Source organism: Acidimicrobiia bacterium (assembly GCA_040878325.1).
Classification (GTDB): Bacteria; Actinomycetota; Acidimicrobiia; order Spongiisociales; family UBA11373; genus JAUYIV01.
The window spans coordinates 94,155-112,122 of the sequence record JBBDMM010000018.1 but is presented as its reverse complement, the minus strand read 5'-3'; the positions used below and the strand labels follow the sequence as shown (position 1 = coordinate 112,122).

The following is a 17,968-nucleotide window of genomic DNA, read 5'->3' as shown; positions in this document are numbered from 1 at the left end:
GGGGAAGGGCGGGGAGGGCAGGGTGCCCCGCCACACCACTCCAGTCAAGGGGGGCGACTCGAAGGCGGTTCAGGTGAGCAGGTGACGGGCCCACTCGATGTCGCGGCCGATCTGCTGGACGAGTGCCTCGGCACTCTCGAACTTCTGCTCGCCGCGGATCCGATCGATGAAACGCACCCGCAGGTGTTGGCCGTAGAGGTCGGCATCGAAGTCGAACAGGTGGGCTTCGATGGTCTCGACCTCCCCGCCGAAGGTGGGTCGGACCCCGACGTTGGCGACCGCAGGCAACGCCTCGTCGGCGTGGCGGCCGACGGTCACGGCGTATACCCCCCGTTGCGGGATCGCCATCTCCGGTGGCACCGCCAGGTTGGCGGTCGGGATCCCGATGGTGCGGCCCCGCCCATCACCCGGCACCACCTCCCCCCAGAGCTCATGGGGCCGGGCGAGTGACACCGCCGCGCCGCTGACGTCGCCGGCGATGATCATCTCCCGAATCCGGGTCGACGAAACCGGCGTGTCGCCGCCGACCAACGACACGACTTCGGACTTCAGACCCAGCCGGCTCCCCAGCTCGCCGAGCATGGCGACATCCCCGATGCGGTCCTTGCCAAACCGGAAGTCCTCGCCCACCACCACCAGTTCTGCCGCCAGCGGCCCGGCCAGCGTCTCGGCAAGGAACCTGGCCGGGGTCCACTCCCGCACCTTCTCGTCGAACTCGAGAACCGCGGTCACCTCCACCCCGAGTGCCGCCAGCAGCTCGAGCCGATGGTCGATGCCGGTGAGCATCGCCGGAGCGTGATCGGGGGCGACGATCCTCAACGGGTGCGGCTCGAATGTCAGCACCTTCGGGGTGAGACCCGTCTCCGCCGCGCGATCGCGGAGCACCGACAGGATGTGGCGATGCCCGAGGTGGACCCCATCGAACACCCCCACCGCGAACGCACCGCGACCCGCCCCCAAAATCCATCCCGCCGGATCGCCGCGAAGCACCTTCACGCCAGCACCACCTCTGGCGAGGCGCGGCGGCCGTCGGACTGGTAAACCGCCAGCAGGTTGCCGCTGCCGTCGAGGATGCGGTGATGCCCCGCCTGGTCGATTCCCAGCGCCGCCGCCGGGAAGACCGACCCGTGGCCGACCGCGACCGCAGTGTCGGAGGCAACGGTCACCGCGGGCAGATCGCAAAGGGCCTCGGCAGACGGCATGACCAGGTCGGCGATGCTGCCGCCGTCGGCCGCAGCGGCCAGTTGCTCGATCGTGTGGGCATCGTCCACCGAAAGCGAGCCGGTGGAGGTTCGGCGGAGCGCCGTCAGGTGCGCCCGCCCGCCGAGCGCGGCGGCAATGTCGTCGGCCAGAGTCCTCACATAGGTTCCGGTGCCGCACCGGACCCGCAATTCGACCTCGGGGTATGGCCCCGGCGACACGTCGAGCACCTCGATATCGTGGATTTGCACCATCACCGGCTCGCGCTCGACCTCGAGCCCCACCCGCGCCATTTCGTACAGCCGACGGCCATCGACCTTCTTGGCCGAGACCATCGGAGGCACTTGCGGGATCCGCCCGATGAAGCGCTTGACCGCGACGCGAACCTCGTCCTCGGTGACATGCATCTCGTCGCGCGACAGAATCCCCCCATCGGCGTCGAGGGTGTCGGTGGCCACTCCGAACAGGGCAGTGGCCTCGTAGACCTTGACGCCCTCCTGGGCGAAACGAATCAGCCGGGTAGCCCGGCCGACCCCCAGCACCAGGAGGCCGGTGGCCATCGGGTCGAGCGTGCCCGCATGACCGATCTTGCGCTCCCTGAGCAACGACCGCGCCCGGGCAACGACATCGTGCGAGGTCCATCCCGTCGGTTTGTCGACGAGGAGAAACCCGTCAACCACGAAGTTGCGCCCGGATCGCCTCGACTATCTCGTCGACGGTGCCGGTGGCCGTGAAACCCGAGGCGTTGTGATGGCCGCCACCGCCGTGGGCCACCGCGATGGAGCCGACGTCGACCCCGCCGCGGGACCGCATGCTCACCTTCCACCCCTTGTCGACCTCTTTGAGGAGCACCGCCACCTCGGCCTCTCGGGCGATCCGGATGTCGTCGATCAGGCCGTCGAGGTCCTCATAGCGGGCGCCCGAGCTGGACAGGTCCTGGTGGCCCACCCACGACCACACCATGGCAAGGTCTTCGTCGAGCTCGGCCCGCCCGAGCACCAGGGACGACGCCTTCAGGTATCCGAACGCCACCGACTCGTAGACGTGCTGTCCGATCATCTCGGGACGGGCCCCCGCCTCGACCAACCGGGCGGCCACCCGCAGGGTCTCGGGGGAGGTGGAGGAGTACTGAAAGCGGCCGGTATCGGTGACGATGGCCGTGAGCAGACAGGTCGCCACCTTCTCATCGATCGTCCATCCCAATTCGTCGAGGAGGTAGACCGCCAACTGGCCCGATGCCGCCACCGACCCGTCGATGATCTGCACGTCGCCGAAACCCTGGTTGGTCACGTGGTGGTCGACCACGATCAAAGTGCCGGCCCGCTTCGCCGAGGATCCGAGCTCTACCAGGCGGTCGAAGGACCCCACATCGAAGACCACCATGACCGCTGGTTCCTCGGGGAAGTCCTTGGGCTTCACCAACGGAGAGCCGTCGAGGAAGCCGAGCGACGGAGGTACCACGAAGGGGGTACCGAAGGACACCACCGCGCCCTTGCCGGCGGCGATCGCCGCATGGGCGAGCCCGAGGGCAGAACCGAGGGCGTCGCCGTCGGGAGACACATGGCAGGAGATCGCCAGCGTGTCGGCGGCCTCGATGACTTCAGCCGCCTTCCGCAGGGCTTCCTTCATCGGACTCCTCCTCTCCCAGTTGACGAAAGAGCGCCTCCATTCGGACGCCGCGCTCGATCGACTCGTCCAACTCGAACTCGATCCTCGGCAGGTACTTCATGCGCACCTGGCCGCCGGTAGCGGCCCGGATTCGCGACGAAGCCCTCTCCAGGGCGGCGGCAGTCTCCTTCTGCTGGCCGGCGTCGCCGAGCACCGAATAGTAGACCCGGGCCGCGCGCAGGTCGGGCGAGGTGTCGACCCCGGTGATGGTGACGAACCCGAGACCGGGATCCTTGAGGCGGGCCACCTCATCGGCGATCACCTCTCGCAGGAGCTCGTTGACGCGCCTCATACGCGGGCCGCCGCGGGTCACGGAATCTCCATGTGCGTCACGTCCACTTCGATGACCTCGATCGTCGGATCCTCCAGGAGCGAGCGCTGCACGGTCGCCACCACCTCGTCGAGCCGCCCCGCCTGCGGGGCGATAACGGCCACCCCCAGTGTGGCGCGTTGCCAGGTGTCCTGGTGATCCACCTCGCTCACCGACAACTCCATCGCCCGCAGCCGCCGAATCACCGGCCGCAAGATCGCCCGCTTCCCCTTGAGCGAATGAACGTCAGACAGACGGATCTCGATGCGGAGAGCGGCGGCGTGCATGGAAGAAGCCTCGCTTTGCTCGGCGCGAAAGGCAATTGGCGATTGGCGATTCGCCAGAAAGTCAATCGGTGCGAGCAGGACTGTCCCGGTTCCTGGAGAAGGCTCCGTCGTCGGACCGCACGCTGTCTCCGCTGCCCCCTCCGCCTCGCTTCGCTTCGGCACCTCCCCCGGAAGCCGGGGGAGGACGCTCTTGTGGGAGGCTGGTGGCGTCCCTACGTCCGCGCTACCTCTCGCACCTCGTACGTCTCCATCACGTCGCCTTCCTTTACGTCGCGGAAGTTCTCCAGGGCGATACCGCATTCGAAGCCGGAGGCGACCGAGCGGACGTCGTCCTTGAAGCGCCGGAGGGAGGCGATGACGCCGTCGTATACGACGACGCCGTTACGTACCAGCCGCACCTTGGAACCGCGGGTGATCTCGCCCTCGGTGACATACGAGCCGGCGATGGTGCCGAAGCGCGGCGCCCGGAAGGTTGCCCGAACTTCGGCAGAACCGGTGACACGCTCGACCTCGTCGGGGGCGAGGCGCCCCACGAGGATCGCTTCGATGTCGTCGAGCAGTTCGTAGATGATCCGGTAGGTCCGGACCTCGACCCCGGCCGCCTCTGCCGCCTTGCGGGAGTTGGCGTCGGGGCGCACGTTGAAGCCGAACACGATGGCGTTGGTGGTCTCCGCAAGAAGGACGTCGGTCTCGGTGATGCCGCCGACTGCGGCGTGGATGATCGAAATGGACCCGCCTTCGCGGCCGATCTTGGCAACCGAATCCCGGATCGCCTCGAGCGACCCATGGGCATCGGCCTTCACGATGATCGGCAACTCGGCGTCGTCGGCGGTACGGAGGTCGTCGAGCAACTGGCTGAGGCGAGCGGCCGCCGTGGGCACGAACAGATCTCGGTCGCGCGTCGCCGTTTCCCGATCGGCGGCCATCGCCCGTGCGGTCTTGTCATCGGCGACTGCCTCGAAGAAGTCTCCTGCCTGGGGGACGTCGTCCCATCCCATGACGACCACAGGAGTGCTCGGCCCGGCGGTTTCGATCTGCTCGCCGGCATGATCGAACATCGCCCGCACCCGCCCGGAGACCGCTCCGGCGACGATGGCATCACCCCGATTGAGGGTGCCGCGCTGCACGATGAGGGTGGTCACCGGACCCCGACCCTTTTCGAGCTGGGACTCGATGACCGTGCCGGAGGCCGGAGCATCCGGGTTCGCCGAGAATTCTTCGATCTCGGCGATGAGGCCGAGGTACTCGAGCAGCTGCTCGATGCCCTGGCCGGTGAGGGCGGAGACCTCAGCACTGATGACGTCGCCGCCGAGGCCTTCGACGATGATGCCGTGCTCGGTGAGCTGGGCCCGGACCGTGGCGGGATCGGCGCCGGGGAGGTCCATCTTGTTTATGGCGATCACGATCGGCACCCCGGCGGCCTTGGCGTGGCTGATCGCCTCCACCGTCTGCGGCATGACGCCATCGTCGGCACCGACCACGAGAACGACGACGTCGGTCACTTCCGCCCCACGGGCACGCAGCGAGGTGAACGCCTCGTGGCCGGGAGTGTCGATGAAGGTGATCTTCTTGTCGCCGATGCCTGCCTGATAGGCGCCGATGTGCTGGGTGATGCGGCCTGCCTCGCCGGCGACGACGTTGGTGCGCCGGATGGTGTCGAGCAGCTGGGTCTTGCCGTGGTCGACGTGGCCCATCACGGTGACGACCGGGGGACGCAGCTTCAGGGTGGCGGGATCGTCGGCGAATTCGCGCTTGGGACGCACCAACGGCTCATCCGGGACGACGGCCGGGGCAACGGCCTTCTCCACGGTCACGTCGTAACCCAGGGCCTCCCCCACCACTTCGAGCATCTCGACAGGGATCGGCTGGGTGGCGCCAGCCATCAGGCCGCGGGTGATCAGTTCCCGAACCACGATCCCTACCGGGCGGCGGGTGAGGTCGGAGAACTCCTGGACGGTGATGCCTTCGCGCACGGTCACCGGCCGGCGCGGCGCGGGGCCGTCGTCGCCGACCAGCCGCCCCTTGCGCTTGCCGGACTTTGCCCGCATCTCGGGGCCGTCGCCATCGCCGTCCTCGGCACCGTCCTCATCGACGTCATCGTCGTCGTCTTCGTCGACGACCACCTCGAGGGTCACCGCGGCGGGTTCGGCGGCGGGGGTGGGAGCAGCGGGCGCGGCAGGTGCCGCAGTTGCCGCCTTCTCCTCTTCGTAGGAGAGTCTGACGAGTGCGGCATCGTCGTCGGAAATGCCGGACGAAGCGGTCTTGGCATCGACGCCCAACTCATGGACGCGCGCCAGCACATCCTTCGATTCCATGCCCAGGTCACGGGCAAGTTCGTAGACGCGCATGATCAGCCTCCGGGGGTCTTCGTCATTGTGCCACGCACGGGGTCAGGCCCCGGGCGCCGGCTCCTCGTCCTCGTCGGACGATGCGGCGGGTTCGTCGTCGGAAGACGGGTCGGAGTCGACTTCATCTGAGTCGTCCGAGTCGTCCGAGTCGGCGGCTTCCTCGCCGGCTGCGGCCACCGCGGCCTCGACTTCGTCGGCGGCTTCGGGTGTCTCGGCGGCTGCGGCTGCAGGGGCCTCTTCCGCGGGGGCTGCGGCGGGGGCGATTTCGGGCTCGGGCTCGTTCTCGGGGCGAATGTCGATGCGGTAGCCGCTGAGCCGGGCGGCGAGGCGAGCGTTCTGGCCCTCCTTGCCGATGGCGAGCGACAGCTGGTGGTCGGGCACCACCACGATGGCCTCCATCGCCTCGTCGTCGAGGGTCACCGAGCGCACCTTGGCGGGGCTCAGGGCTTCGGCAATGAACTGCTTGACGTCCTCACGCCACTCCACGATGTCGACCTTCTCGCCACGCAGCTCGTTGACCACCTGACGAACCCGGGATCCGCGAGCACCGACGCATGCGCCGACCGGATCGACGTTGGAATCGTTCGATGCGACCGCGATCTTGGTGCGATGGCCGGCATCGCGAGCAATCGCCCTGATCTCGATGGTGCCTTCGACCAACTCGGGCACTTCGAGCTCGAAGAGCCTCCTGATGAAGTCGGGGTGGCTGCGGCTGACCACGATCTGCGGGCCCTTGGGCTCGGCTCGCACCTCGAGGATGAGGGCCTTCACCCGGGCACCCCGCTCGAGCCGTTCGTAAGCGATGCGCTCGCCCGCGGGCATCACGGCTTCGGCATTGCCGAGGTCGAGGATCACGGTGCGATGGTCGGACTGCTGGACGATCCCGGTCACCAGGTCGCCTTCACGGCCCTCGTATATGTCGAACACCTGGGCTCGCTTGGCGTCGCGCAGCCGCTGCAGGATGACCTGCTTGGCGGTCTGGGCGCCGATGCGGCCGAAGTCGCTGGGGGTGTCTTCCCACTCACGGGTGACGTTGCCGTCTTCGTCGAGTTCCTGGCCATACACGGTGATCTCGCCCGAGTCCTGGTCGATGGTCACCCGCGCCTCTTCAGCCGCTCCCGGGCTCCGCTTGTAGGCCGATACGAGGGCGTTGGCCAGGGCGTCGAGGATCATCTCCTTGGGCACGCCCTTCTCGCGCTCGAGAAGGTCGAGTTCTTCCATGAAATTCTCGTTCATGCCGCACCTCGTTTGCCGGGCTTGGCAGGCTTCTCCCACCGAAAGACGGTCTTCGCCTGTGCGACCTCGGAGAGAGGGATGCGGACATCCCGGCCGTCGACAGCGACGGCTACCGAGTCGTCCACGACCGCGTTCAGAATCCCCCGATGGCTCTGGGCGCCCTCGATGGGCTCGCGGGTCTTGATGATGACCTCGCGTCCGATGGCCTTGCCGAAATGAGCCGGACGGCGGAGGCGGCGCTCGAGCCCGGGAGAGCTGACCTCGAGGGTGTACGGGCCGTCGAGAACCTCTTCTTCGTCGAGGAGGCGGGAAAGGCCCTTCGAGAGGTCGGCGAGACGATCGACGCCGATGCCGCCTGCGGCGTCGACGGTCACCCGGACGATGCGGCCCGCGCCGCGGCCGAGCAGCTCGACGTCGTCGAGCTCTGCTCCCTCCGCAACGAGAAACGGCTCCAGGGTCTCCCAGAGCCGGCCATCCGCCTCGACCATCCGTCGACTCCTCACAAAAAGAGAAGTGGGTTCGGAAGACCCACCTCTACGCGTCCTCTCGCTTGACGCGTGAGTATACCAGGCGGTTTTCCCCAGAAAACGCCACGAATTTGAGAGGTTCTCGGTTCGAGGAAGCCGTCAGCGTCGCTCCGCCAGGACCGCCTTGGCCACCGTCGCCACGGCCTGGTCGACGGGCACCGACTCGGTGACACCGTCCCTCCGTCGGGTGATCTCCACCGTTCCGGAGGCCAGGCCCTTGGGGCCGACGGTCACACGATACGGGATGCCGATCAGTTCTGCGTCGGCGAATTTCACCCCGGGCCGTTCCTCACGGTCGTCGATGATCACATCGATGCCCGCGTCCCCCAACCCCTGATAGATCGCATCTGCCGCCGCCACGGTGGGGACGTCGTCCATCTTGATCACGGTCACCACCGCCTCGTACGGGGCCATCGCCGTCGGCCAGACGATCCCCTTGTCGTCGAAAGACGATTCGACGATCGCCGCCACGCTGCGGCCGACGCCGATGCCGTACGACCCCATCCAGATGACGCGCTCCTCGCCCTGCTCGTCGACAACGCGCGCCCCGAGCGCCTCGGCGTACTTGGTGCCGAGTTTGAAGATGTGGCCCACCTCGATGGAACGGAGCACCTGCACGGGCGACCCGCACTCAATGCATGGGTCCCCGAGCTTCGTGAGCCGTACGCCGAGCCACTGGTCGACTGCAATGTCCCGCTCCACGTCTACGCCGCGCAGGTGCCAGTCGTCTCGGTTGGCCCCGGTCACCATGTTGAAGCGTCCCCGCAGTGCCGGGTCGGCGATAACCCGGAGGTGGCGGACTCCAACAGCACCCAGGCTGCCGGGGTGGGCACCGAGGGCGGCGACGATCTCGTCGTCGTGGGCGGGACGGAGATCGAACGTCCCCAGGCCGTCGATCAGCTTCTGTTCCATCAACTCGTGGTGCCCGGGAAGCAGGATCAGCGTCAGCTCGCCCCCGACGACGTAGGCAAGCGTCTTGATCTGCTGCTCGGGGGAGGCGAAGTCGAAGGCGTCGGCCAGGGCTGCGATAGTCCGGATCCCCGGGGTATCGAACTCCGCCGGCTCACCCTCCCACGGCTCGTCCTCGACGGGCGGGGCCCCCGATGTGGCCCGTTCGGTGTTGGCGGCGTACCCGCAGTTGGGGCACACCACGATGTCGTCCTCGCCGGCCTCGCTCTCCACCATGAACTCGACCGACTCCTTGCCGCCCATCGTCCCCGACGAGGCTTGCACCGGGATCACCTCCAGCCCGAGACGCTCGAAGATCCTCGAGTAGGCACCGCGGTGCGCCTCGAATTGCACGTCGAGGCCCGCCCGGTCGACATCGAAGGAGTACGAATCCTTCATGGTGAATTCGCGTACCCGGAGGAGGCCTCCCCTGGGCCGGGGCTCGTCACGGAACTTGGTCTGCAGGTGGTACCAGAGCTGCGGGAGCTGCCGGTACGACGAGAGCTCCGCGGCGATCAGCGTGAAGATCTCCTCGTGGGTGATCGCCAGGAGCAGATCGCTCTCCTTGCGATCCTGGAACTTCACCACGATGCCCTCGACGTCGTCCCAGCGGCCGGTCTTCTTCCAGGGATCGGCGGGGTGTACCACCGGGAGCAGCATCTCCTGGCCGCCGATGCGATTCATCTCCTCGCGGATGATCCGCTCCACCTTGTCGGCGACCCGCTTGCCGAGCGGCAACAGCGACCACGACCCCGCCATCAGCCGCCGAATGAAGCCGCCGCGCACCAGCAACCGGTGATTGGCCGACTCGGCGTCGGTCGGATCCTCCCGAAGCGTGGGAATGAAGGCGCGTGACCATCGCATGAGAGGCGAGGATAGGAAGTCTCCAGTCTCCAGCAAGAGGGCCTTCCGCCTTCTGGCGGCTCCCGGCCGCCTTGGGCCATGGCCACGCCTCCCGCCTCCCGCAAGGGGGACTCTCCGGGGAGCGCTTTCAGACCTCGGCGACCGACTCGGCGAGGGATGATCGCTGGAGGTCGGCGGCACCCTGCGGCACACGTGGGAACGCGTCAGGGAGCAGACGATCGACATCCTCAGCGAGGCCAACTTCCGAGTCCTCGCCACCGGAGGGCGATGGGTGGCAAATCGGTCTTGACCTCTGTTGCGTGAGGTGGGGGAATGGAAGACGACTGGCGATCCGATCTTGACGAACAGCGTCGGGGCGATACCATGCCGATGGTGAGTCACCTCGCCACCCCGTGCCAATGCTGCTGCTGTGAGAGCACAGCGCCGCGCGGGATGGCTCCCTGACCTCCGACCAAGCCACAGGACCCCCGAACCCGCACCGGCGCACAGTCCGATGCGGGTTCTTCGCGTCACCACCCCAGGAGACCCGATGACTGCACAGATCAGCACCACCGACCGCAGTCTGCGTCGCTACGAGGACGTGCGCCACATGCTGCCCGGCCCCGACAACCCGACGCCTCTCGTCCGCCTCGGGCGCATCGCCCCGGCCGGCATGCGGCTCTATCTGAAGCTCGAATGGCTGAACCCGTTCGGGTCGATCAAGGACCGCGCCGCCGCCCACCTCATCGCCGGCCTCGCCGCCCGCGGCGAGCTGGAGGGCCGCGAGATCGTCGAGGCGTCGTCGGGGAACACCGGCATCGCCCTCGCCGCCCTCGCCTCGCTGGCCGGGTGCCGCCTCACCGTGACCATCCCCGACGGGGTCCCCGAGGAGAAGAAGGTGCTGCTGCGCATGCTCGGCGCCGAGGTGTGGGAGACCCCCGACGACCTGTGCCCCGTCGACCACCCCAAAGACGGCGCCATCGCCCTCGCCCGGTCGATTGCCGCCTCCGACGACCGGTTCGTGATGACCGACCAGTACGGCAACCCGGACAACGTCGCCGCCCACTACGAGACCACCGGACCGGAGATCTGGGCGCAGACCGAGGGGCGGGTGCGGGTGTTTGTCGCCGGCCTCGGCACCGGGGGCACCCTGACCGGAGTCGGCCGGTTCCTGAAGGAACAGGACCCCACGATCCGGGTCATCGGCGTCGAGCCGCAGCCGGGGCACCGGCTCCCCGGCCTCAAGTCGCTCGCCGAATCGGCCGAGCCGGCCATCTTCGACCGCAGCGTGGTCGACGAGATGATCCGGGTCGACGACGGGCCCGCCTACGACACCACCCGGCGCATCTACCGGGAGGAGGCGCTCACCGTCGGCCCCTCCACGGGGGCCATCGTCCACGCCGCCCTCCAGGGATTCGCCGACGCCGAGGGCATGGTCGTCGGCGTCTCCCCCGACTCCGGGCTCAAATACGCGAGCTACTTCGCGGAGATTCTCGGAGACGAGGGCCTTCCTACCGTCTGAAAGGACACCACCCATGACCGACACCGACACCACCACCGGCGATCCCGAGGCTGCCGTCACCCTCGATACCAGCGGGCTGCTGTGCCCGCTCCCCGTGTACAAGGCGGCCCTGGCCCTCAAGAGCCTGGAGCCGGGACAGGTGCTCGAGCTCATCTGCACCGACCGCGGGTCCCTCGAGGACATCCCCGCCATGGCCCGACAGCGCGGCGACATTCTGACCCGCTCCGACGACCGCGGGGGCACCCAGGTGTTCTGGATCGAGAAGGGGGCGGGACGATGACGACCGCGGCAGAGGCGCGACGCCTCATCGCCAATGCCGGCCACGATGCCAGGACCCGTCGACTCGCCATGGTCGCCTCCAAGGGCACGCTCGACCAGGCGTACCCACCGTTGATCCTCGCCACGACGGCGGTGAGCCTCGGGTGGGAGGCAGGAATCTACTTCACCTTCTACGGACTCGACATCCTCCACGAGAAGCGCACTTCGCGCCTCAAGGTGGCATCGCTTGCCAACCCGTCGGGCCCGATTCGGGTGCCCAACCTCCTCGGGGCCCTTCCGGGGGCGACAAGGGCGGCGACGACGATGATGCGCCGGTGGATGCGGCGATCCAACATGCCGACCGTGGGCGAGTTCCTCGAGATGGCCCAGAGCCAAGGGGTCCGCCTCTTCGCCTGCTCCACCACGATGGGCGTGATGGGCGTCGAGGAGTCCGACCTCATCCCCGGGTGTGAGATCGCCGGCGCCGCAGCCTTCCTCGACTTCGCCGCCGACGCCGACGTTCAGCTGTTCGTGTAGCGCGTCGACTCCCCCGCCGGGGACGACGGTGACCCCGAGAGGTACTAGCACCCCGCCTGAGAGACCATTGGCAAGTGACGACCCACCAACGGGCAACGGCGGCGTACGCCCCCTAGCCCATGACTGGTGACGGCCCTACTCCCCCCGCGCCACCTTCGCCACGCGTTCTCGCAACTCGGCCACCTGATTCGCATCGCCCTGGAACTCGAGCAGCTCGCGAGCGGTCTGCTCAGCGAGTTCCCCGGCTCCGACGTCTGCGGCCGCCAGCCGGGCGTCGACCCCCTCTGCAACCAGCTTGCGCGCCTCGTCGACAAGGGCATCCACCATTTCTGCTTCCGGGACCACCCGAACCACGTTTCCCTTGATGAACAGGTGGCCCTTGCCCCGGCCGGCGGCGATCCCGATATCGGCCTCGCGGGCCTCCCCGGGGCCGTTCACCACACAACCCATCACCGCCACCTGGATCGGCAGCTTCTCGGCTTCGAGGCGCCGCATCGCCTCGGCTGCCACCGCCACCACGTCGATCTCGGCCCGTCCGCACGACGGGCAGGCGATCAGGTCGAGGCTCGCCCGCTCGCGGAGCCCCAATTGCTCGAGGAGCTTCCTGCCGGCCTCCGCCTCCTCGACCGGGTCGGCGGTGAGTGAGAACCGGATGGTGTCGCCGATTCCTTCGAGCAGCAGGGTGGCGATCCCGGCGACCGACTTCATCAGCCCCGACGGCGGGGGGCCGGCTTCGGTGACCCCGAGGTGGAGCGGGTAGTCGATCCGGTCGGCGAGCAGCCGATACGAATCGACCATCGAAGGCACATGGCTGTGTTTCACAGAGATCTTGATGTCGTGGAAATCGACCTCCTCGAGCAGCCTGATCTCGTGGAGGGCGGACTCCACCAGCGCCTCGGGAACGGGCGCACCATGCTTCGCGAGCAGATCCTTGTCGAGGGAACCGGCGTTCACCCCGACCCGGATGGGCACCCCCCGCTCGCGGGCGGCGATCGCCACCTCCTTGATGTGCGCCGGGTTGCGGATGTTCCCGGGATTGAGCCGGAGACCGTCGACCCCCGCCTCGAGGGCAGCCAGCGCCAGCCGGTACTGGAAGTGGATGTCGGCGATGATGGGCACCGGCGATCGCGGCACGATTTCGGCCAGACCAGCTGCGGCGTCGGCGTCGTTACAGGTGATCCGAACGATGTCGGCGCCTGCCCCGGCCAGCGCGTACACCTGCGCAAGGGTGCCATCGACATCGGCGGTCTTCGTGGTCGTCATCGACTGAACCGTCACCGGGGCTCCCCCGCCGACGGCCACCTTGCCCACCATCAGGCCACGGGTCTTGCGGCGCTCGATCATTGGAGGCGGAACGGGTCGGCGATGTCGAGGTAGATGGCGAGCACCCCGAGCAGGACCATGAAGAGCACCACGACCGCGGCGATCGGAGCGAGCTTCCTCACATCGGCGGGCCGGCCGCGGACCTTCTCATAGAGCGCCACCGAAAAGTGACCGCCGTCGAGCGGATACACCGGGATCACGTTGAAGAGCCCGACGAAGATGTTGATGAGGGCAACCAGTTCGAGCGTGAACGAGAGGCCGAACTGCTGGGTTTCCGCCCCGATGCGGATCAGCCCGATCGGGCTGGCAGGGCGCCGCTCGTTGATGCGGTCGGTGTCACCCGAGATCGTGGCGGCCACCAGATCGCCGAAACCCGACACCAGGCTCCATAAGCCCTGGGCGGAGAGCACGGTTGCCTCCCCGATGGCCGAGGCGGAGTGGCCGATCCCCTCGATCGGCCCCACTCGCACGGTCCTCCTCACCGGCTCGACACCGAGAAAGCCGCGGGTACCGCCGTCGCCGTCGGGAACCGACGCCAGCGTCGCCTCGAGCTGCAGCTGAACGCCGTCGCGCTCCACGACCAGGTCCACCGTGTCGCCGGGATGGGCGGCGATGACATCGACCAGCCCTGGCCAGGTGTCGACGGCCATGCCATCGATCGACACGATGCGGTCGCCGCTCCTGATGCCGGCCATCGCTGCCGGGGTGGCTGCCCCACCCTCGAGCGTCGGTTGCACCGCCATCACGGTGGTCGTCGCCGCTCCCGTTCCGATCACCGAGGCGACCAGGAAGAAGAGCAAGAAGGCCACCACGAAGTGGCTGGCCACGCCGGCGAGCACCACGATCGACTTCTGCCAGAACGGCTTCTCGCGATAGGTGCGGCCGAAGTCCTCGGCCGCGACCTCCTCGTAGGGGTTCATGCCGATGATGCGCACGTACCCGCCGAGCGGGATCGCCTTCACCCCGTACTCGGTCTCACCCTTGCGGAAGGACCACAGCTTCGGTCCGAAGCCGAAGAAGAACTCGGTCGCCTTCATTCCCGTCGCCTTGGCAGCGATGAAGTGCCCACCCTCGTGGACCATCACCATGGTGATGATTCCGAACAGGACGATGAGGCCGCCGATCACAGCAGGGCGCTCCGATTCCGAGGTGACTTCACGCTACCGGCCGCATTCAACACGAAGATCCGAGATACCCCGTCGCGACCGCCCTCGATTCGCGATCCACCTCCATCACGTCGTCGACAGTGGTGAGGGCGCTCACCCCGACCGTCTCCAGGGTGCGCTCGACGACAATGGGGATCGACGAGAAGCCGATCTTGCGGTCCAGGAAGGCGTGCACCGCGATCTCGTCGGCGGCGTTGAGGGTCGTCGTCGCCGAGCCGCCCACCCGCCCTGCCTCGTAGCCGACCCGCAGGCAGGGGAAGGCGTCGAGATCGGGGGGCTCGAAGGTCAGGTTGCGCCCCGCCAGGGTGAAGGGGTCGGCGAGGCCCGGGGCCCGGCCGGGACCGGTCAGGGCATACTGAATGGGGACCCGCATGTCCGGGTCGCCGAGGTGCGCCTTCAGCGATCCGTCGACGAACTCGACCAAGGCGTGGATGATGCTCTGGGGATGGACGACCACGTCGATCGCGTCGTAGCCCAATCCGAACAGATAGTGGGCTTCGATCACCTCGAACGCCTTGTTCATGAGCGTCGCCGAGTCGACGGTGATCCGCGGCCCCATCTTCCAGGTCGGATGCTCGAGCGCCTGTTCGACCGTCACTTCGGCCAGCTGCCCCACGGACATCCCGCGGAATGGGCCACCAGACGCGGTGAGAACCACCCGACGCACGTCGGCCAGATCCTCGCCGACCAAGCATTGGTGGAGCGCACTGTGTTCCGAATCGACCGGGATGAGCTCGCCGCCGCCCCGCTCCAATGCTGCCGTCACCACCGGGCCGCCCACCACCAGGCTCTCTTTGTTGGCGAGGGCGAGACGGTTGCCGGCCTCCAGGGCGGCGACCGATACCGGCAAGCCCACCGCGCCGACGACGCCGTTGACCACGATGGTCCCGCTTGTCGACGCCATCTCGACCAGGGACTCCGGGCCGAAGCGGACCCTTGCCCCCAACGCGGCCTCGAACATCTCTCGTTCGCTATTGGTGGGCGCGGCAACCGCCACCAGGGCCTCGGGTCGGGTGCGGGCGATCTCGAGCAGCTGCTCGGAGCCCCGGCGAGCCGCGATGCCCACCACTTCGCACCCGAGATGATCGGCGACGGCGAGGGTCTGGCGACCGATCGAGCCGGTCGCCCCGAGGACGACTAGCGGCTTCACCCCAGGAACCCGACGGTCTGATAGAACGCCCACGCTGCAGGAATCACGAAGAGGAGGGCATCGACCCGGTCGAGGATTCCGCCGTGCCCGGGGAGGATCGACCCCATGTCCTTCACTCCGAGGCTTCGCTTGAACATCGATTCGGCCAGGTCGCCCAGGGGCGCGGCGAATACCACGACGATCCCCAACCCGATGCCGGAGAGCAGGTCGAATGGCTCGAGGAAGTTGCCCACGGCGGCTGCGGCGAGCATGCACAAGCCGATCCCTCCGACCAGGCCCTCCACCGACTTGTTCGGGGAGAGGACGGGCGCAAGCGCGCGAACCCCCCACGCCCGACCGACGGCGTATGCGCCGATGTCCATGGCTGCGGTCACGACGACGATGGCAATCACCAGGACCCGATAGTCCTCGTTGGCCAGGATCGGGTACACGAACGCCGCGGTGCCGACGACCCACGCCAGGCCGAGAACGGTGAGACCGCCGTTGGTCAGCGCATCCCGGCGCAGCGGCGAGAAGGCGAACACAAAGAACGTCACGACCGTCGTCATCGCCAGCGTGGCGGCGACAGCGATCGGGCCATGGAACCAGGTGGTAGCCAGCATCGAGATGGCGCCCAGAAATCCGAAGAGGGCCAGCGGCCGCCAGCCGCGTCGGCGCACGGTTGCGAAGAATTCACCGAGTCCCAGCAGCAGGATGATTGCGATGAAACCCGCCAGGGCTTCGGGGGCGACCCACAGCGAGCCGAGGAAGAAGCCGCCGAGCACGACTCCGGTGAGGATCCGGGTGCCCAAATCCGACCGCACCCTGGTATCGAGGTACTCCTCGTCGTCGCCGAGGTCGGCCACATCCTCGAAACCGACCACGCCCGATTCGACCCCGGGCATCGCCGCGGCCATTGCCTGCCATTCGTGCTCCTCGTCGCCCGTGAGGGCGATCTCCTCGGCGAGGCCGCGGTGTTCGGTCGTCGACGAGGTCCGATAGGTGGCGTCGTCGAGTTCGTCGATGGACTCGTAGGCGCCAGAGTCATCGGCCGCCCCGAGGTACTCGCCGCCGAGATCGATGGGGCCAGTCACCCAGCGGTCTTCGTATCCCTCGTCATCCTCGTCCGAGGTGAGCTCCTCGTCGTGACCGGCCGATTCACCGTCGTCGAAGCCCAGGGGGGCTAACCCTTGCGCCACTGGTGCTTCCCCGGCCCGGTCGTCTTCCCAATCCGGGGTTGCGGAAATGTCGGGAGCGACCCCACCGATGCCTGCAGCGATAGGATCGAACTCCTCCGTGGCATGCCGGTCGTCGAAGAGTCCCGGCTGCGGCGCGGCAGGGAGATTCGAACGCAGCACCTCCCCCTCAACCGACCAATCCAACGGCGCCACCGGCACCACCGGCAACTCCTCACCCTCATCCGACCAATCCCCCGCCACCGGTGCCGCCGGCAACTCCTCGACCTCATCCGACCAATCCCCCGGCGCCAGCGCCACCGGCAACTCCTCGACCTCATCCGACCCGAGGTCGGTCGGCGCCACCGCGACTATCTCGTCGGGTTCCGGATACTCGGTGTCGGGGGGCTCGACCGGGGGCGTGACCACGGTGTCTTCGTCGATCTCGGCGAACCATCCCGCCGGAATCGCAGTGCCGTCATCGGCCCAATCGGCCGCCTCCTCGGCGACGACCTCCGACTCGTCGGCTTCCTCGACCTTGCGCCGGAACCAACGACCGCGCTTCCCACCTTCGCGCGGCTCAGGCACCGGGGGATCAACCACCACCTCGATGGGCAGCGTCTCCGACTCGTCGCCGGTGGCTCCCGCAAACTGATGCCAGTCGCCGAGGTCATCGGATCCATCGGGGTCTTTCAGCGCATCGAACGCATCCCGCCCGGCAACCCCGTACTCGGAGCGAGCCGCGGCGTCCTCGGGCGAGGGGTCCTGGAAGCCGCCGACTGCTCCGACGAGTGACTCGAGATCGGGCAACTCCTCCGGATCCTCTTCCTCGGCTTCGACTTCGAAGGCTTCCACCGCGAGGACTTCGATCTCGTCGCCGTCGTCGCCGAGCGCGTCGAGCACCGCCGCCAGGTCATCGGGAACTTCACGAGGGGGTACCGACGCAATTTCGTCCGATGCCTCGACCGCGGCCGGCGCGCTGATTCCGTCGTCCAACTCGTCGTCGCCTTCGTCCTGGTCGTCGAAGACCTGATCGGGGAACTCGCCACCGGCGTCATCGGCACCGGCAGTCGCGCCGCCGACCCACGACGGCAATTCGACCTCGAGCGCGGGTGCGGCCGGGGAGTCGGGCCCGGACTCAGCCAGCCAGGCGGGAAGTGGGGCGCGGTCCTCGGTCGGCGGCTCGGCTACCGGCGCCGCCGGGAGATCGAAGTCGACCTCACCGCGGGTCGGATCGTCGATCGACTCCTCTTCGACGTCACTTGCCGCCTCAGCCGGGGAATCCTTGCGACGACGTCCAAGGCGACCGCGCTTTGCCCGCTTGGTCTTTCCGGAAGCAGATCCGTCCGGGTCGGACTCATCCGCTTCGGGAGCATCGACGGGCCGATCGACAGCGTATGCGCTATCCCACGTGGGATGCCAGGGGTCGCCCGGATGGGGCTGAAAGTCGTTGTCTCCCCTGTCGCTCACGCCGCCTCCTCGCCTGCCGGG

General features: G+C 67.9%; 16 protein-coding genes. 3 read left to right on the top strand and 13 right to left on the bottom strand.

Annotation, left to right across the window (positions count from 1 at the left end):
* Positions 1–69 precede the first annotated feature (69 nt).
* The 9 genes from WD184_10805 to WD184_10765 form a co-directional block, all read right to left on the bottom strand.
* Positions 70–996, bottom strand: a complete 927-nt coding sequence (locus WD184_10805; protein MEX0827226.1) for a bifunctional riboflavin kinase/FAD synthetase — start codon at positions 994–996, stop codon at positions 70–72.
* On the bottom strand, positions 993–1,880 hold the full coding sequence (gene truB, locus WD184_10800; GenBank protein MEX0827225.1) for a tRNA pseudouridine(55) synthase TruB: 888 nt from the start codon (positions 1,878–1,880) through the stop codon (positions 993–995). Before truB ends, WD184_10805 begins: the two co-directional genes overlap by 4 nt.
* Complete coding sequence (locus WD184_10795) at positions 1,873–2,829, bottom strand: bifunctional oligoribonuclease/PAP phosphatase NrnA (protein MEX0827224.1); 957 nt, start codon at positions 2,827–2,829, stop codon at positions 1,873–1,875. The genes truB and WD184_10795 overlap by 8 nt, the downstream gene beginning before the upstream one ends.
* Positions 2,801–3,181 (bottom strand): 30S ribosome-binding factor RbfA, encoded by a 381-nt coding sequence (rbfA, locus tag WD184_10790; protein ID MEX0827223.1) that lies wholly within the window; start codon positions 3,179–3,181, stop codon positions 2,801–2,803. The genes WD184_10795 and rbfA overlap by 29 nt, the downstream gene beginning before the upstream one ends.
* Positions 3,178–3,465 carry a DUF503 domain-containing protein gene (locus tag WD184_10785; protein MEX0827222.1) on the bottom strand — a complete coding sequence of 96 codons (288 nt, stop codon included), beginning with the start codon at positions 3,463–3,465 and terminating at the stop codon, positions 3,178–3,180. Before WD184_10785 ends, rbfA begins: the two co-directional genes overlap by 4 nt.
* A gap of 212 nt (positions 3,466–3,677) precedes the next feature.
* Positions 3,678–5,813, bottom strand: coding sequence for a translation initiation factor IF-2 (gene infB, locus WD184_10780; GenBank protein MEX0827221.1), 2,136 nt, complete (start codon positions 5,811–5,813; stop codon positions 3,678–3,680).
* A gap of 42 nt (positions 5,814–5,855) precedes the next feature.
* Positions 5,856–7,049 (bottom strand): transcription termination factor NusA, encoded by a 1,194-nt coding sequence (gene nusA / locus WD184_10775; GenBank protein ID MEX0827220.1) that lies wholly within the window; start codon positions 7,047–7,049, stop codon positions 5,856–5,858.
* Positions 7,046–7,537 (bottom strand): ribosome maturation factor RimP, encoded by a 492-nt coding sequence (gene rimP / locus WD184_10770; GenBank protein ID MEX0827219.1) that lies wholly within the window; start codon positions 7,535–7,537, stop codon positions 7,046–7,048. Before rimP ends, nusA begins: the two co-directional genes overlap by 4 nt.
* A 138-nt stretch (positions 7,538–7,675) precedes the next feature.
* Complete coding sequence (locus WD184_10765) at positions 7,676–9,388, bottom strand: proline--tRNA ligase (GenBank protein ID MEX0827218.1); 1,713 nt, start codon at positions 9,386–9,388, stop codon at positions 7,676–7,678.
* Positions 9,389–9,917: 529 nt separating this feature from the next.
* On the opposite strand from WD184_10765, the gene WD184_10760 reads away from it, so the two are divergent.
* The 3 genes from WD184_10760 to WD184_10750 are packed head-to-tail and all read left to right on the top strand — an operon-like array spanning position 9,918 to position 11,684.
* Positions 9,918–10,889 carry a cysteine synthase family protein gene (locus tag WD184_10760; GenBank protein ID MEX0827217.1) on the top strand — a complete coding sequence of 324 codons (972 nt, stop codon included), beginning with the start codon at positions 9,918–9,920 and terminating at the stop codon, positions 10,887–10,889.
* 13 nt (positions 10,890–10,902) lie between these two features.
* A complete protein-coding gene (locus tag WD184_10755) occupies positions 10,903–11,169 on the top strand; it encodes a sulfurtransferase TusA family protein (protein MEX0827216.1) in 267 nt (88 codons plus the stop codon).
* Positions 11,166–11,684: a DsrE/DsrF/DrsH-like family protein gene (locus tag WD184_10750; GenBank protein MEX0827215.1), complete on the top strand. Its 519-nt coding sequence runs from the start codon at positions 11,166–11,168 to the stop codon at positions 11,682–11,684. The genes WD184_10755 and WD184_10750 overlap by 4 nt, the downstream gene beginning before the upstream one ends.
* A 135-nt stretch (positions 11,685–11,819) precedes the next feature.
* Here the strand turns inward: WD184_10750 and ispG are convergent, their stop codons facing one another.
* The 4 genes from ispG to WD184_10730 are packed head-to-tail and all read right to left on the bottom strand — an operon-like array spanning position 11,820 to position 17,947.
* Positions 11,820–13,028, bottom strand: a complete 1,209-nt coding sequence (gene ispG / locus WD184_10745; GenBank protein MEX0827214.1) for a flavodoxin-dependent (E)-4-hydroxy-3-methylbut-2-enyl-diphosphate synthase — start codon at positions 13,026–13,028, stop codon at positions 11,820–11,822.
* Positions 13,025–14,134, bottom strand: a complete 1,110-nt coding sequence (locus WD184_10740) for a M50 family metallopeptidase (protein MEX0827213.1) — start codon at positions 14,132–14,134, stop codon at positions 13,025–13,027. Before WD184_10740 ends, ispG begins: the two co-directional genes overlap by 4 nt.
* Positions 14,135–14,180: 46 nt before the next feature.
* Positions 14,181–15,323, bottom strand: a complete 1,143-nt coding sequence (dxr, locus tag WD184_10735) for a 1-deoxy-D-xylulose-5-phosphate reductoisomerase (protein MEX0827212.1) — start codon at positions 15,321–15,323, stop codon at positions 14,181–14,183.
* Positions 15,320–17,947, bottom strand: a complete 2,628-nt coding sequence (locus WD184_10730) for a phosphatidate cytidylyltransferase (protein ID MEX0827211.1) — start codon at positions 17,945–17,947, stop codon at positions 15,320–15,322. Before WD184_10730 ends, dxr begins: the two co-directional genes overlap by 4 nt.
* Between the last annotated feature and the right edge of the window lie 21 nt (positions 17,948–17,968).

Bases quoted from the DNA above. Each gene is read 5' to 3' on its own strand.
- WD184_10760 (MEX0827217.1), top strand. From the start codon at position 9,918: ATGACTGCACAGATCAGCACCACCGACCGCAGTCTGCGTCGCTACGAG.
- rimP (MEX0827219.1), bottom strand. From the start codon at position 7,537: ATGGTCGAGGCGGATGGCCGGCTCTGGGAGACCCTGGAGCCGTTTCTC.
- WD184_10765 (MEX0827218.1), bottom strand. From the start codon at position 9,388: ATGCGATGGTCACGCGCCTTCATTCCCACGCTTCGGGAGGATCCGACC.
- infB (MEX0827221.1), bottom strand. From the start codon at position 5,813: ATGCGCGTCTACGAACTTGCCCGTGACCTGGGCATGGAATCGAAGGAT.
- WD184_10755 (MEX0827216.1), top strand. From the start codon at position 10,903: ATGACCGACACCGACACCACCACCGGCGATCCCGAGGCTGCCGTCACC.
- nusA (MEX0827220.1), bottom strand. From the start codon at position 7,049: ATGAACGAGAATTTCATGGAAGAACTCGACCTTCTCGAGCGCGAGAAG.
- WD184_10750 (MEX0827215.1), top strand. From the start codon at position 11,166: ATGACGACCGCGGCAGAGGCGCGACGCCTCATCGCCAATGCCGGCCAC.
- WD184_10795 (MEX0827224.1), bottom strand. From the start codon at position 2,829: ATGAAGGAAGCCCTGCGGAAGGCGGCTGAAGTCATCGAGGCCGCCGAC.
- WD184_10785 (MEX0827222.1), bottom strand. From the start codon at position 3,465: ATGCACGCCGCCGCTCTCCGCATCGAGATCCGTCTGTCTGACGTTCAT.
- ispG (MEX0827214.1), bottom strand. From the start codon at position 13,028: ATGATCGAGCGCCGCAAGACCCGTGGCCTGATGGTGGGCAAGGTGGCC.